Here is a 13,986-nt window from a genome sequence, read left to right as displayed (position 1 = left end):
TAGGGAAGGAGGCCTTCACGGACCTACTACCCGGCAGGACGTCTTGTCCCGCTGGCCTTAAACCGTTGGCCGGGGTTCGCGGGCTCGGGCAGACTGCGGCTCCATGACCTCTGTCGTACAGAATTTCTTCTTCGACTGCGCCGACGCCTACGAACTGGGCCGGTTCTGGAGTGGCGTCGTCGGCAAGCCGATGGCCGAGGACGACGTGCCCGGCGATCCCGAGGCGATCATCGTGCTGGACAACGGCGTGACCCTGTTCTTCGGGCAGGTCCCCGAGCCCAAGACGGTGAAGAACCGGATCCATCTCTGCCTGGAGCCCGACATCCCGCGCGACGAAGAGGTGGAACGCGTGCTGGCGCTGGGCGCGACCCTGCTGCACGACCGGCGTAATCCGGACGGCACCGGCTGGGCCGTGCTGGGCGATCCCGAGGGCAACGAATTCTGCGTGCTGCGCAGCGCCGCCGAGAAGGCCGCGACCTCGTGACGGACTACGTCACCGTCAACCGCGCGAACTGGGACGAACGCGCTCCGGCGCACGCCGCGTCGGCGGATTACGGCTACGAACGGTTCGTGAAGGACCCCGCGCATCTCAGCGGGGTGGTCACCTTCGACCGGCCGCTGCTCGGCGACGTCTCCGGTGCGCGCGGCGTCCACCTGCAGTGCCACATCGGCACCGACACGCTTTCCCTGTCCCGCCTCGGCGCGCGGATGACCGGGCTCGACTTCTCCGCACCCGCGCTGGAGATCGCGCGGCGGCTGGCGGCCGAGACGGGCGCGGAGATCGAGTACCACGAGTCCGATGTGTACAGTGCCGCCGACGTGCTGGGCGCCGGGGAGTTCGACCTCGTCTACACCGGAATCGGCGCGATCTGCTGGCTGCCCGACATCGCCCGCTGGGGACAGGTCGTCGGCTCGCTGCTGAAGCCGGGCGGGCGGCTGTTCATCCGGGACATGCATCCGATGCTGGGCACCCTCGACGAGACCCAGCCGCTGATCACGCCGCACTACCCGTATTTCGAGCAGGCCGAGCCGCTGGTGTTCGACGAGCCGGGGACCTATGTGGACACCGACGTGTCGTTCGAGCACAACCGGACGCACGAATGGAACCACGGGCTGGGTGAGATCGTCACTTCGCTGCTCGACGCGGGACTGACGCTGACGAAGCTGGTAGAGCACGACAGCGTGCCGTGGAACGCGCTGCCCGGGTTCATGACCCTCGACGAGGCGACCGAGGAATGGCGGCTGGCCAAGGATCCCCAACGGCTGGCAGCCAGTTTCACCATCGAAGCGTTCAAACGCGCCTGAAACCCTCCGCGTTTTCGTCCTCTGGTTGCGGTGGTTCGGACCGCCGGCTACCGCAACCAGAGGACTAATTGCGGTGATTGAGTGAAGAATGGGGCACATGTCGAGTCAGTTCAGGCGGCCGCTGGTCGCCGTCGCCGCCTTGGGCGGCACCATCTCCATGGTCCCCGGCGACGGTGAAGACCACGCGGTCCCCAGGCTCACCGCGGCGGATCTGCTCGGCGAGCTGGGCGAGAACCTGGCGATGGACGTCCGGGCGGAGACCCTCGCGGGGATTTCCAGCGCTTCGATGGACTTCGCGACCCTCGTCAGGACCCGGGACTGGGCCGCGCGGGCCGTCGCCGACGGCGCCGAGGGCGTCGTCGTGGTCCAGGGCACGGACACCCTCGAAGAGACCGCGTATTTCTTCGAGCTGACTTGGGCTTCCGAGGCCCCGATCGTCGTCACCGGCGCCATGCGCAACCCGAGCCTGCCCAGCGCCGACGGTCCGGCGAACCTGCTCGCCGCGCTCACCGTCGCCGCCGATCCCCGCAGCCGGGGCCGCGGTTCGCTGGTCGCGTTCAACGACGACGTCCACGCCGCGCGCTGGGTCCGCAAGGCGCATTCGAGCCACGTCGAGGCGTTCTCGTCGAATCCCGCCGGCCCGCTCGGGCTGCTCGCGGAGGGCGCGGTGCACTACTTCCATCCGGTCGCCGCCCGGCCGACGGCGTTGTCCCTGGAGAACGCGGACTTCGCCGGGCTGGTGCCGATCCTCGAGAGCGGCGTCGAGGACACCGGCGAACTCCTGGAGACGCTGGTCAAGGCCGGGCTCAAGGGAGTGGTGCTCGCCGCGAACGGCGCCGGTCACGTCTCGGCCGGGACGGCCGACGTGATCGAGCGCGCGCTCCCCGACCTGCCGATCGTGGTCGCCGGCCGCACCGGCGCCGGGCCGACGTTCCGCGGTACCTACGGCTTCCGCGGTTCGGAGTCCGACCTGATCGCGATGGGCGCGACCATGGCGGGCTGGCTCGACCCGCGCAAATCCCGGCTTTTGCTGCACACCCTGCTCGCCACCGGTGCCTCCCGGGAGCGCGTCGAGGCCGAATTCCGGCTGCGCGGCGACCTGACCCAGGGCTAGTCCCGGATAGGGCCCGAGATGGGGTCCAGGTGGTACGGGCGCATGGTGCGGGTCTGGTGCCGGTAGACGTGCACGCTGACGGCGGGATCCGGGCCGTCGTTGCGCACTTCGTGGATGTAGCCGGGACCGAAGACGCGCGACTGGCCCTCCGCCAGCGAATGCAGCTCCGTCACCGCCCGCCCGTCGGACGCGTGCCGGGCGACGGTCTCGCTCAGCTGCCCGCTGACCACGGTGAACGCGCCCGCGGCGAATTCGTGGTCGTGCAGGTCGGTGTGCTGGCCGGGCAGCCAGCTCATCAACCAGATCTCCTGCAGTTCGTCGGCGTCGACGAGAGCGGAAAAGCGCGCCTCGGGGTCGTAGCGCAGGAGGTGCCGCCAGCGGTCACGGTCCGCGGCGTACTCGATCGCGACCCGCACCGGGTGACGCAGGGCGGGGTTTTCGGGAATGACGAGCGTGTTGTCCGGGACGGCGAACATGAAGGAGTCCTCGCAAAGGAAAGAAGGTGTCGAACTGGGCCGGGGCGGGGTTCACCGACAACAGAGACACGCGCACGCGACCGCACCAAGACCCGAGAGGCCCCGCGACACAGTCATCCCACGTGCGAACATGCCCTCAGCGAACCAGTGCGGATCCCGGCGGTCAACCGATCTCACACCGTGGACCGTGAGTTCTGCACCTGCCGACCATGCTCGCAGCACGAATCGGACCCGGTCTGTCGCGATCCTGCGGTCTTGTTCAGGACCACTCGTGCTTCTGCGACCGCCCGAGCAGCTCCGCGCCCGCCCGCCGGGGGTCGACACCTTCGTGACAGACGCGGTGCATCGCGTCGGTGATCGGCATGTCGACGCCGAGGCTCTTCGAGAGCTCCCGGATCGACGTGCACGACTTGACGCCTTCGGCGACCTGGCCGCCGGTGGCCGCGAGCGCCTGCTCCAGCGTCTCGCCCTGGCCGAGCCGCTCGCCGAAGGTCCGGTTGCGGGACAGCGGCGACGAGCACGTCGCCACCAGGTCTCCGACGCCCGCGAGCCCGGCGAAGGTCAGCGGGTCGGCGCCGAGTTTCGCGCCGAGCCGCGCCATCTCGGCGAGCCCCCGGGTGATCAGCGTGGCCACGGTGTTCGCGCCCAGCCCCAGCCCCGCCGCCATCCCGCAGCTGAGCGCGATGACGTTCTTGCACGCCCCGCCCAGCTCGCAGCCGACGACGTCGGTGTTGGTGTACGGCCGGAAGTACTGGTTGAAGCTCGCCTGCTGGATCGCCTTGGCGTTGTCGTGGTCGGTGCACGCGAGCACCGCCGCCGCCGGCTGCCCGAGCGCGATCTCCTTAGCCAGGTTCGGCCCGGACACGACCACGATCTGCCCGTCGTCGACGCGGGCGATCTCGGCGATGACCTCGCTCATCCGCTTGAGCGTGCCCAGTTCGACGCCCTTCGCGAGGCTCACCAGGATCGCGTCGGAGGGCAGCAGGCCGGACCACTCCGACAGATTGGTCCGCAACGTCTGGCTCGGCACCGCGAGGACCACGGCCTGCGCGCCGTCGAGCGCCTCGGCCGGATCCGCCGTCGCGGTGATCCGCGCGGGCAGGTCGATATCCGGCAAATAGGATGAATTGCGATGCCGGTCCCGGATTTCGGCCGCGACCTCGGGCCGCCGGGCCCAGATGGTCACGTCCCGGCCGGCGTCGCCGAGCACCTTGGCGAACGCCGTCCCCCACGATCCCGCGCCGAGCACGGTCAGGCGCTGGACCTCGGTGGCGGTTCCGGCCATCAGGCGTCGTCCCCCGGCTTCTTCGCGGGCGGTTCCTCCTGGCGGATTTCCGCCAGGAGCGCGGTGATCTCGGTCATCATCAGCTCGGTGACCTCGCGCAGCTTGGACGCGCTGCGCGTGGAACCGTTCCGGTAGGCGGACAGGTCCATCGGCTCGCCGACCAGGTGCGTGATCTTCTTGCGGGGGAACGGCGTGAACTTCTTCGTGTAGCCGTTGAAGATGTGGTTCGTGCCCCAGCGGGCGATCGGGATCACCGGCACGTCGGTCTCGAGCGCGAGGCGCGCGGCACCGGTGAACGGCTTCTTGGGCCAGCCGTCCGGGTCCTTGCTGATCGTCCCCTCGGGATAGATCACCACGACCTTGCCGTCACGCAACGCCTGGTGGGCGGCCTTGAGGCTGTCACCGGCGGCGGCCGAACCGCGCGAGACCGGGATCTGGCCCGCGCCGACGAAGATCTTGCCGAAGACCGGCGTCCTGGTCAGGCTCTCCTTGCCGAGGAACCGCGGCACCCGCTTCTGACGGTGCACGAACACCGCGTCCACCGCCGGGTCCATGTGGGACACGTGGTTGAGCAGCAGCAGCGCGCCGCCTTCGCGGGGGATCCGCTCGGCGTTGCGGTAGACCCGCTTGCCGATGGCCGTCGCCGGGTAGAACAGTGCGGCGGCGATGCCAACCCAGATGCCGCCCTTCTCACGCCGGGCCAATTCGTCCTCCTCCAAGTCGCGCGTGCCGTCCCAGAGCACTGATCCTGCCGCGCGCACGCGAGCGGGGTCCAGGGAGGGTCGGGTAAGAAGAGAGATGTGGACAGTATGGGCATCGACCTGATCGTGCCGATGAAACGACCGGCGGAGGGCAAGTCGCGGCTTCGCGGCGCGGTCGTTCCCGAGCGGCACCCCGAACTGGTGCTGGCGCTGGCCTACGACACCCTGTCCGCGGCGACCTCGGCGGACGGGGTCCGCCGGGTGCTGGTGATCGCGGCCGACCCGGCGTCCGTGGCGGATCTCACCGAGCTGGGCGTCGAGATCGTCACCGAGCCGTCGCGGGGCGGGTTGAACGCGGCCCTGCGGTACGGCGAAGAGCTGCTGCGCCGGGACACACCGTCCGGTCTCGTCGGGGCCCTGCAGGCCGACCTGCCCGCGCTGCGGACCGAGGACCTCACCGCCGCGCTCGCCGAAGCCGCCGGGCATCGGGCATTCGTCGCGGACCGGCAGGGAACGGGCACGACGCTGTTGCTCGCGGGGGCGGGCCGCGCGCTGGCACCCCGGTTCGGCGAGGGATCCGCGCGGGCGCACACCGCCTCCGGTGCGACCCCGCTCACCCTTCCCGCGGACTCACTCCGCGCGGACGTGGACACCGCGGATGATCTCGCTCACGTCCGCACCCTCGGTGCCGGAAAGCGCACTTCAACACTGTTGGGAACACCCTGCGTGGTGATGTGACGAGAGTTCACCCCGAGGACCCGCGCGCGGCGCACATAATCGCGCCGAGTGGTGAACAATGAAGCCCGTGAGCACAAACGACGGCGGCACCCCGAACTCGGCAAGGAAGCGGAAGACCTCCGCCGCGAAACCGGAACCGGACACCAGCGCGGCGGCCAAACCCGCCAGGGCGCGGAAGACCGGTCCCGTGGTGAAGAGCACCGGCAATCACCGCACTCCCCGCGCGACCCGCGGCGGGGCGGCGAGCCGTCCCGCACAGGAGTTCCGCGCGCTGCCCGCCGCGCCTCCCGCGGTGACGTCGGCGCCCACCGCCGTCGAGACGCTGCCCGATGACCGGTACTTCAACCGTGAGCTCTCGTGGCAGGACTTCAACGCGCGCGTGCTCGCGCTGGCCGAGGACGAATCTCAGCCGCTCATCGAACGCGGCAAGTTCCTGGCGATCTTCGCGTCCAATTTGGACGAGTTCTACATGGTGCGGGTCGCCGGGCTGAAGCGCCGTGACGAGACGGGGCTCCCGGTCCGCAGCGCGGACGGGCTCACCCCGCGCGAGCAACTGGCCTACATCGCCAAGCGGAACCAGGATCTCGTCGAGCGGCACACGAACGCCTTCGAACTGCACCTGCGGCCGCAGCTGGCCGACGAAGACATCCACATCGTCGGCTGGAACGACCTGACCGGCGCCGACCAGCTCCGGCTGTCCAACTACTTCAGCGAGCAGATCTTCCCGGTGCTCACACCGCTGGCCGTGGATCCCGCGCACCCGTTCCCCTACATCTCCGGCCTCTCGCTCAACCTCGCGGTGACCGTCCGCGACCCGGAGGGCGGCACCGAACGGTTCGCGCGCGTCAAGGTGCCGAGCAACGTGCCGCGCCTGATGCGGATCGAGCAGCAGCCGAGGGAAAGCCGCACCGCGACCTTCCTTCCCCTGGAGGAACTGATCGCCGCCCACCTCGGCGAGTTGTTCACCGGGATGGAGGTCACCGAGCACCACGCGTTCCGGGTCACCCGCAACGCGGACTTCGAGGTCGAAGAGGACCGGGACGAGGATCTGCTCCAGGCGCTGGAACGCGAACTGGCCCAGCGCCGGTTCGGCCCGCCGGTGCGGCTCGAAGTGGCGCAGGACATGAGCGAGCACATGCTCGAACTGCTGCTGCGCGAACTGGAGGTCGACCCGCGCGACGTCGTCGAGGTGCCCGGTCTGCTGGACCTGACCTGCCTGCACCAGCTTTCCGGCGTCGACCGGAAAGAACTCAAGGACCGCCCTTTCGTTCCCGCGACGCATCCGGCGTTCGGTGAGCGCGAGACGCCGAAGTCGGTGTTCGCGACGCTGCGCGAGGGCGACGTCCTCGTGCACCACCCGTACGACTCGTTCTCCACCAGCGTCCAGCGGTTCATCGAACAGGCCGCCGCGGACTCGAAGGTGCTGGCGATCAAGCAGACGCTGTACCGCACCTCCGGCGACTCCCCGATCGTCGACGCGCTGATCGACGCCGCCGAGGCGGGCAAGCAGGTCGTCGCGCTGGTCGAGATCAAGGCGCGGTTCGACGAGCAGGCCAACATCACCTGGGCCCGCACCCTGGAACGCGCGGGCGTCCACGTGGTCTACGGCCTCGTCGGGCTGAAGACGCACTGCAAGGTGTCGATGGTGGTGCGCCAGGAGGGTTCGACCATCCGCCGCTACTGCCACATCGGCACCGGCAACTACAACCCGAAGACCGCGCGTCTCTACGAGGACCTCGGCATCCTGACCGCCGACCCGACGATCGGCGCGGACCTGACGGATCTGTTCAACGTGCTCACCGGGTACTCCCGCCAGGACACCTACCGCAACATCCTCACGTCGCCGCACGGGATCCGCCGCGGCATCGTGCGCGCGATCGGCGAGGAGATCGAACTCGCGCGCGCCGGGCAGACCGCCGGGATCCGGCTCAAGTGCAACTCGCTCGTCGACGAACAGATCATCGACGCGCTGTACCACGCTTCGCAGGCCGGGGTGCCGGTCGACATCGTCGTGCGCGGCATCTGCGCGCTGAAGCCGGGTGTGGAGGGGCTGAGCGAGAACATCCACGTCCGGTCGATCCTCGGCCGTTTCCTGGAACACTCGCGGATCTTCAACTTCCGCGCGGGCGGCACGCACTGGATCGGCAGCGCGGACATGATGCACCGCAACCTGGACCGTCGTATCGAGGCGCTGGTGCGGGTCAAGGAACCGAAGCTGACGGCGCAACTGGACTACATCTTCGAATCGGCGCTGCATCCGGCGACCCGGTGCTGGGTGCTGAACTCGACCGGTGAGTGGACCCCGTTCCCCGCGTCCGGCGACGACGTCCGCGATCATCAGGTCGAACTGGCGAAGCGGCACGGAGCCGCCGGATGAGCGGGATCGTGCGGGCGGCGGGGGCCGTCCTCTGGCGTCGCGACGGGGACCGGACCGAGGTCGCGCTGGTCCATCGGCCCCGCTACGACGATTGGTCGCTGCCGAAGGGAAAGCTGGATCCGGGCGAGACCATCGCGGAAGCGGCGGTCCGGGAGATCCAGGAGGAGACCGGATTCGAGGCGGTGCTCGGCCGCTATCTGTTCCGGACCGAGTACACCGTGGCTGGCTCTCCCAAGACCGTCGACTACTTCGCCGCCCACGCGGCTTCCGGCTCGTTCGCTCCGAACGACGAGGTCGACGAACTGCGCTGGCTCGACGCGGAGACCGCGGAGAAACTGCTGACGCGGCCGGGGGACGTCCGGGTGCTGCGCGAGTTCTCCGCACTGCCGCCCGAACTCGCCACGGTGATCCTGGTACGGCACGCCAAGGCCGGTAAGCGGGACGAGTGGAACGGTGACGACGACCTGCGCCCGCTTTCGGAAGCGGGTCAGCGTCAGGCGGAAGCACTGCGTTCGCTGTTGAAGCACTACGCGCCCGGCAGGGTCCTCTCGGCGCCGCGGCTCCGGTGCGTCCAGACGGTGAACGGGCTCGCCGAGGATCTCGAAACCGAGATCCGGCACGAGCCGCTGCTGTCGGAAGAGGGCTACTGGCCGGATCCCGTGCTCGGTGTCGCACGGTTGCTGGCCATCGCCGGGGACGGCGGGACACCGGTGATCTCCAGCCAGGGCGGCGTGATCCCGGACGTCGTCAGCGCGCTGGCCGACCGCGACGGCGTCGACCTGCCCGCCGCGCGAGGCGGTGTGGTGCCGTCGAAGAAGGGCTCGTTCTGGGTTCTGTCTTTCCGGGCGCCGACCGAGGAGGACGGGCCGGTACTGGTGGCCGCGGACTACTTCGCGTCGCCTTTGCCCACTCCTGCTCCGGCGCATCCCTGACGCTTTCTTGCGCGTGAAGGCCCCCTTCCCTCGGCTCAGCAGAGAAGGGGGCTTTCACGCGAGTTTGGGGCGTGAGTGGCGTGTTCGGGCGGGATGGGTGCTCGCGTGTGATCGGGCGGCGGTCACGCGTGATCAGAGACGGATCACCTGTGCTTGGAGACGGATCTCGCGTGATCCGGCTCCAAGCACACGAGTCACGCCCTCGCTCACCTTGAGTTCAGCCACAGCGACACCTTTGCCCTACCCCTCTAGAACCCGAATCGCCGCTCACGACCCACCTGGCCACCACTCATCCGCACCGCGTTTTCGAAAGCGACTCCCCCACGTGGGTGACGCGCCTCTGCTCCGGCCGTGTCCCGGTGAGGCAAAGCTCGCCGGATTCCGAAGTACTTGCGAGCAGGTGGATCCGCCGCGAAATGAGTTCCGCCGCCGCGCCGGGATCCGGTCTCGCGAGGCGTTGTCCAGCGGCAACAGCCCGGTGCGGACGGTCGTCGCTCCACTGTGGAGGGCTGCTCGGGGAGCGAGATGATGCGGCATCGGGGTGACCGGGGCGACCGCGCGGTTCTACGAAGAGTGGACAGCTCCGCCGTATGCCCGGCGCATTCGTCCACAGACCGCCGCGGATCCGTTCCGGGTCCCGTTTCCCCGGACGCCCTCTCCCAAGGGCGTTGAGGGGAATAGAGACGGCCTCGGCGCACCTGCCCCGAAAATGCGGCAGGGCCCCGCGCCGTGCGCGGGGCCCTGCCGTTGGCTCACTCTGGAAGAGAGAGCTTACTTCTTCTTCGCGGCCGCCGAAGTCCGCTTGGCCGGAGCCTTCTTGGCGGGAGCCTTGGCGGCAGTCGCCTTGGCGGCCGGCTTCGCGGCGGCCTTGGTGGCGGTCGCCTTCTTGGCCGTGGTGGCGCGAGTCGTGGCCTTGGCCGCGGTCTTCGGCGCCGCCTTGGCCGCTGCCGGCTTGGCGGCGGCCTTGGTCGCGGTCGCCTTGGCGGCCGGCTTCGCGGCGGTGCGCGTCGTGGCGGCGGCGGCGCGAGTCCGCGTGGTGGTGGTGCGCGTCGCGGCCGGGCGGCTGGCGGCCGTCCGGGTCGTCGTCGCGCGGGTGGCGGCGGCCCGAGTGGTGGTGCCGGCGGTCGCGCGCTTCACAGCGGTGGCCTTCGGCAGCTTCTTCGAACCGCTGATGACGTCCTTGAAGGTCGTGCCGGCGCGGAAAGCGGGCACGTTGGTCTTCTTGACGCGGACGGTCTCACCGGTGCGCGGGTTACGCGCGGTACGGGCGGCGCGGGCGCGCTTCTCGAACACACCGAAGCCGGTGATGTTCACCTTCTCGCCCTTGTTGACCGTCCGGATGATGATGTCGACAAGGCCATCGACGGCCTCCGACGCGACCTTCTTGTCGCCCAGGCGCTCCGACAGCGCCTCGATCAGCTGGGCCTTGTTGGCCATTCCAGTCCTCCAAGAAGAACTTGTTGTGCACGGCCCCGTCGGCCGACTTAGCGCACACGGTATTACCAATGCAGCACAAATTCCAAACGACGCGCGGAAATTTCCCTTGCCTCGGGGGCTGTTCCGCCTCTCGAGGGACCCCTCCGGGGCCTCTAGAGGTGCCGTTCGGTGTGGTTTCGGGGCTCTGCGAAGGACCCTCGGCCGGGGTGCGGATTCCCTGCTCAGCAAGGGAATCCGCCCCCTTCGACCGGGCCTAGGAGGTGGCCGCCGGGAGGGTCACCGGCTTCCAGGAGGGGCGCTGGATCTCGAAAGTGTCGATCTCCTCCGCGTGGCGGAGTGTCAGGGCGATGTCGTCGAGCCCTTCGAGGAGCCGCCAGCGGGTGTAGTCGTCGATCTGGAAGGGCGCGGTGAAGTCCTTGGCTCGTACCGTCTTCGACTCGAGGTCCACCGTGACCTCCGTCCCAGGCTCGTTTTCGAGCAGCTTCCACAGCAGTTCGACGTCGGCCTGCTCGACCTGAGCGGCGACGAGGCCCTGCTTGCCCGAGTTACCGCGGAAGATGTCCGCGAACCGGGCCGAGATCACGGCACGGAAGCCGTAGTCCATCAGGGCCCAGACCGCGTGCTCGCGGGAGGAACCGGTGCCGAAGTCCGGGCCCGCGACCAGGACCGACCCGCTCGTGAAGGGCTCTTGGTTGAGGATGAACGACTCGTCGGAGCGCCAAGCGGCGAAGAGACCGTCCTCGAAGCCGGTGCGGCTCACGCGCTTGAGGTAGACCGCCGGGATGATCTGGTCAGTGTCCACGTTGGACCTGCGCAGCGGGACCCCGACGCCGGTGTGGTGGGTGAACGCATCCATGGTTGGGAACTCCTTCGCGGATGTCAGCGATGTCAGCGGGCGGTGGCGGGCTGCAGGTCTTCGGGGCTGGACAGGGTTCCCCGCACGGCCGTCGCGGCCGCCACGAGGGGCGAGACCAGGTGCGTCCGGCCGCCCTTGCCCTGCCTGCCTTCGAAGTTGCGGTTCGAGGTCGACGCGCTGCGCTCGCCCGGCTTGAGCTGGTCCGGGTTCATGCCGAGGCACATCGAACAGCCCGCCTGACGCCATTCCGCGCCCGCTTCGGTGAAGACCCGGTCCAGCCCTTCGGCTTCCGCCGCCTGGCGGACACGCATCGAGCCCGGGACGACGAGCATCCGGACGGACTCGGCGACCCGGTGCCCCCGCAGGACGTCCGCGGCGGCCCTCAGGTCCTCGATACGGCCATTCGTGCACGAGCCGAGGAAGACGGTGTCCACCGAGATCTCGCGCAGCGGCGTGCCGGGCTTCAGGTCCATATAGGACAGGGCCTTCTCAGCGGCGATGCGCTCGTTCTCGTCACCGATCCGCTCGGGATCGGGCACCTCGGCGCCCAGCGGGAGGCCCTGGCCCGGGTTCGTGCCCCAGGTCACGAAAGGCGTGAGCTCGTCGGCGTTCAGGCGAACCTCGGCGTCGAAGACCGCGTCGTCGTCCGTGCGGAGTTCACGCCAGTTTTCGACGGCGGCGTCCCAGTCGGCGCCCTGCGGCGCGTGCGGACGGCCCTTCAGGTACGCGAACGTCGTCTCGTCCGGAGCGATGAGCCCGGCGCGCGCCCCGGCTTCGATGGACATGTTGCACACCGTCATCCGGGCTTCCATCGACAGGTTTTCGATGGCTTCGCCGCGGTACTCGAGGACGTAGCCCTGTCCGCCGCCGGTGCCGATCTTCGCGATCACCGCGAGGATGACGTCCTTCGCCGTGACACCGGGGCGCAGGGTGCCGTCGACGGTGATCGCCATCGTCTTGAATGGACGGAGCGGCAGGGTCTGGGTCGCCATCACGTGTTCGACCTCGGAGGTGCCGATCCCGAAGGCCATCGCGCCGAAGGCACCGTGCGTCGAGGTGTGACTGTCGCCGCACACCACGGTCATCCCGGGCTGGGTCAGGCCCAGCTGCGGGCCGATGACGTGCACGATGCCCTGCTCGGCGTCGCCCATCGGATGCAGCCGGACGCCGAACTCCTTGCAGTTGTTGCGAAGGGTGTCGACCTGCGTCCGGGACACGGGATCCGCGATCGGCAGCTCGATGTCGATCGTCGGGACGTTGTGGTCCTCGGTCGCGATGGTGAGGTCGGGGCGGCGCAGTTTCCGGCCCGCCAGGCGGAGTCCGTCGAAGGCCTGCGGGCTGGTGACCTCGTGCAGCAGGTGCAGATCGATGTAGAGCAGGTCGGGCTCGGCCCCCTCGCCGCGCCGCACCAGGTGCGACTCCCACACTTTCTCGGCCAGTGTCCGGGGCATTTCCGGCTCCTCACATGCGGTGAAATAGGTACTTCCCACCATCTGGACATCTCAAACTTCGGGAAGATAGTATCGGCTTGTGGGACAGCATAGCGGTATCGGAGTACTCGACAAGGCCGTGGCCGTGCTTCAGGCCGTGGCCGAAGATCCTTGTGGCCTGGCGGAACTGTGCACGCGGACGGGATTGCCGCGCGCGACGGCGCACCGGCTCGCGGTCGGTCTCGAGGTGCATCGCCTGTTGCGCCGGGGCCCCGACGGGCGCTGGCGGCCGGGTACCGCGCTCGCGGAACTGGCGGGCGGTTCGACCGACCCGCTGCTCGACGCGGCGAGTTCGGTGCTGCCGAAATTGCGCGACATCACCGGGGAAAGCGTTCAGCTCTACCGTCGCGACGGCGTCCAGCGCGTCTGCGTTTCGACCGCGGAGCCGCCCAGCGGGCTCCGCGACACCGTGCCGATCGGTTCACGGCTGCCGATGACGGCGGGTTCCGGCGCGAAGGTGCTCGCCGCCTGGTCGGATCCGCACACGCAGCGGACGATCCTTTCCGAAGCGGTGTACGGGGAGCGCACACTGCTCGAAGTCCGCCGTCGTGGCTGGGCCCAGAGCGTGGCCGAGCGGGAACCGGGTGTGGCGAGTGTCTCGGCGCCGGTGCGGGATTCGACGGGCACCGTCGTCGCCGCGGTGTCGGTTTCCGGGCCCATCGAACGCATAGGGCGTAAGCCGGGGGCCCGTTGGGCCGCGGACCTGCTCGCCGCCGCGGACGCGCTGCAGGAGCGCCTCTGAGCTCTCTCGAAATACGTGAAGGGCCCCCTGCTCATGCTGTGAGCAGGGGGCCCTTCACGTTCTACCGTCCTATCAGAACTCGTCGGCCCGGGTGAGCTCGTGCTCGAAGGCGTCCGCGCGGGCGACAAGGGACGTCAGCGGATGCCCGAACTCGTTCTGCAGGTTCAGGTCGGCCAGCGGGACCGTGTGCTTGAGCAGGGCGACGCCGTCCACGATCGCCGCGCCGCCGACCGAGTCGCCACCCGCCAGTTCGAGCAGGCGCCGCAGGTCGATCTTGTCCGCCCAGCCGACCGGGGACGAGAGCTCGACCCATTCCAGCCCGTCGTGGTCCGGCAGATGGTGCAAGGTGACCTGCTGGCCACGGCCGTCTTCGGTGTCGACCCGGAACCGGAGCCAGTCGCCCCGTTCTTCGAGCACTTCGTATCGCGCCCGGACGAAATTGATCACGCCTGCCCAGATGGACACCCTCGTCACCTCTCGGTTTCGCCGCCTCGTGCGCTGTCGAGCATGGCACATCCGGGCCGGAGGAGTGT

The 13,986-nt window shown here is 69.2% G+C and carries 14 protein-coding genes; 7 read left to right on the top strand and 7 right to left on the bottom strand.

Translation table 11 applies throughout. The features are described 5' to 3' along the window. Positions 1–103: 103 nt before the first annotated feature. The 3 genes from ACLJRM_RS22210 to ACLJRM_RS22200 all read left to right on the top strand — a co-directional run bounded on the left by ACLJRM_RS22210 (position 104) and on the right by ACLJRM_RS22200 (position 2,419). Positions 104–484: a VOC family protein gene (locus tag ACLJRM_RS22210; protein ID WP_101609839.1), complete on the top strand. Its 381-nt coding sequence runs from the start codon at positions 104–106 to the stop codon at positions 482–484. Then, entirely contained in the window at positions 481–1,305 is an 825-nt protein-coding gene (locus ACLJRM_RS22205; RefSeq protein ID WP_410664172.1) for a class I SAM-dependent methyltransferase, read from the top strand. The genes ACLJRM_RS22210 and ACLJRM_RS22205 overlap by 4 nt, the downstream gene beginning before the upstream one ends. A 97-nt stretch (positions 1,306–1,402) precedes the next feature. Next, entirely contained in the window at positions 1,403–2,419 is a 1,017-nt protein-coding gene (locus ACLJRM_RS22200) for an asparaginase (RefSeq protein ID WP_101609841.1), read from the top strand. On the opposite strand, the gene ACLJRM_RS22195 is transcribed toward ACLJRM_RS22200, so the two are convergent. The 3 genes from ACLJRM_RS22195 to ACLJRM_RS22185 form a co-directional block, all read right to left on the bottom strand. Beyond that, positions 2,416–2,895 (bottom strand): cysteine dioxygenase, encoded by a 480-nt coding sequence (locus ACLJRM_RS22195; protein WP_101609842.1) that lies wholly within the window; start codon positions 2,893–2,895, stop codon positions 2,416–2,418. The genes ACLJRM_RS22200 and ACLJRM_RS22195 overlap by 4 nt on opposite strands. Before the next feature lie 259 nt (positions 2,896–3,154). Continuing rightward, positions 3,155–4,180, bottom strand: coding sequence for an NAD(P)H-dependent glycerol-3-phosphate dehydrogenase (locus ACLJRM_RS22190; protein ID WP_101609843.1), 1,026 nt, complete (start codon positions 4,178–4,180; stop codon positions 3,155–3,157). Continuing rightward, positions 4,180–4,923, bottom strand: a complete 744-nt coding sequence (locus ACLJRM_RS22185; protein WP_168214384.1) for a lysophospholipid acyltransferase family protein — start codon at positions 4,921–4,923, stop codon at positions 4,180–4,182. The genes ACLJRM_RS22190 and ACLJRM_RS22185 overlap by 1 nt, the downstream gene beginning before the upstream one ends. Before the next feature lie 66 nt (positions 4,924–4,989). Between ACLJRM_RS22185 and cofC the strand changes: the two genes are divergently transcribed. From cofC to ACLJRM_RS22170, 3 genes are read left to right on the top strand one after another with little or no spacing between them, the layout of a single operon-like run. After that, on the top strand, positions 4,990–5,619 hold the full coding sequence (gene cofC, locus ACLJRM_RS22180; RefSeq protein ID WP_101609844.1) for a 2-phospho-L-lactate guanylyltransferase: 630 nt from the start codon (positions 4,990–4,992) through the stop codon (positions 5,617–5,619). 58 nt (positions 5,620–5,677) lie between these two features. Further along, on the top strand, positions 5,678–7,996 hold the full coding sequence (locus ACLJRM_RS22175) for an RNA degradosome polyphosphate kinase (protein ID WP_174720451.1): 2,319 nt from the start codon (positions 5,678–5,680) through the stop codon (positions 7,994–7,996). Continuing rightward, on the top strand, positions 7,993–8,928 hold the full coding sequence (locus ACLJRM_RS22170) for an NUDIX hydrolase (RefSeq protein ID WP_101609845.1): 936 nt from the start codon (positions 7,993–7,995) through the stop codon (positions 8,926–8,928). The genes ACLJRM_RS22175 and ACLJRM_RS22170 overlap by 4 nt, the downstream gene beginning before the upstream one ends. A 771-nt stretch (positions 8,929–9,699) precedes the next feature. Here ACLJRM_RS22170 and ACLJRM_RS22165 read toward each other — a convergent pair. The 3 genes from ACLJRM_RS22165 to leuC all read right to left on the bottom strand — a co-directional run bounded on the left by ACLJRM_RS22165 (position 9,700) and on the right by leuC (position 12,672). Then, the gene (locus ACLJRM_RS22165) at positions 9,700–10,365 is read right to left on the bottom strand and encodes an HU family DNA-binding protein (RefSeq protein WP_101609846.1); all 666 of its coding nucleotides are present in this window, start codon (positions 10,363–10,365) and stop codon (positions 9,700–9,702) included. Between the two features lie 253 nt (positions 10,366–10,618). Next, the gene (gene leuD, locus ACLJRM_RS22160; protein WP_101609847.1) at positions 10,619–11,221 is read right to left on the bottom strand and encodes a 3-isopropylmalate dehydratase small subunit; all 603 of its coding nucleotides are present in this window, start codon (positions 11,219–11,221) and stop codon (positions 10,619–10,621) included. Positions 11,222–11,253: 32 nt separating this feature from the next. Next, positions 11,254–12,672 carry a 3-isopropylmalate dehydratase large subunit gene (leuC, locus tag ACLJRM_RS22155; protein WP_101609848.1) on the bottom strand — a complete coding sequence of 473 codons (1,419 nt, stop codon included), beginning with the start codon at positions 12,670–12,672 and terminating at the stop codon, positions 11,254–11,256. A 79-nt stretch (positions 12,673–12,751) separates the two neighbouring features. Between leuC and ACLJRM_RS22150 the strand changes: the two genes are divergently transcribed. After that, on the top strand, positions 12,752–13,453 hold the full coding sequence (locus tag ACLJRM_RS22150) for an IclR family transcriptional regulator (RefSeq protein WP_005158149.1): 702 nt from the start codon (positions 12,752–12,754) through the stop codon (positions 13,451–13,453). A 72-nt stretch (positions 13,454–13,525) separates the two neighbouring features. Here the strand turns inward: ACLJRM_RS22150 and ACLJRM_RS22145 are convergent, their stop codons facing one another. Next, entirely contained in the window at positions 13,526–13,918 is a 393-nt protein-coding gene (locus ACLJRM_RS22145; protein WP_101609849.1) for a hypothetical protein, read from the bottom strand. Positions 13,919–13,986 lie beyond the last annotated feature (68 nt).

The organism is Amycolatopsis sp. lyj-84, from assembly GCF_046549075.1.
Classification (GTDB): domain Bacteria; phylum Actinomycetota; class Actinomycetes; order Mycobacteriales; family Pseudonocardiaceae; genus Amycolatopsis.
This window is presented reverse-complemented; position numbering and strand designations above follow the sequence as displayed.

Coding starts and splice junctions, on each gene's coding strand:
- ACLJRM_RS22165 (WP_101609846.1), bottom strand. CDS start 10,365: ATGGCCAACAAGGCCCAGCTGATCGAGGCGCTGTCGGAGCGCCTGGGC.
- cofC (WP_101609844.1), top strand. CDS start 4,990: ATGGGCATCGACCTGATCGTGCCGATGAAACGACCGGCGGAGGGCAAG.
- ACLJRM_RS22195 (WP_101609842.1), bottom strand. CDS start 2,895: ATGTTCGCCGTCCCGGACAACACGCTCGTCATTCCCGAAAACCCCGCC.
- ACLJRM_RS22200 (WP_101609841.1), top strand. CDS start 1,403: ATGTCGAGTCAGTTCAGGCGGCCGCTGGTCGCCGTCGCCGCCTTGGGC.
- ACLJRM_RS22175 (WP_174720451.1), top strand. CDS start 5,678: ATGAAGCCCGTGAGCACAAACGACGGCGGCACCCCGAACTCGGCAAGG.
- ACLJRM_RS22190 (WP_101609843.1), bottom strand. CDS start 4,180: ATGGCCGGAACCGCCACCGAGGTCCAGCGCCTGACCGTGCTCGGCGCG.
- ACLJRM_RS22210 (WP_101609839.1), top strand. CDS start 104: ATGACCTCTGTCGTACAGAATTTCTTCTTCGACTGCGCCGACGCCTAC.
- leuC (WP_101609848.1), bottom strand. CDS start 12,672: ATGCCCCGGACACTGGCCGAGAAAGTGTGGGAGTCGCACCTGGTGCGG.
- ACLJRM_RS22170 (WP_101609845.1), top strand. CDS start 7,993: ATGAGCGGGATCGTGCGGGCGGCGGGGGCCGTCCTCTGGCGTCGCGAC.
- leuD (WP_101609847.1), bottom strand. CDS start 11,221: ATGGATGCGTTCACCCACCACACCGGCGTCGGGGTCCCGCTGCGCAGG.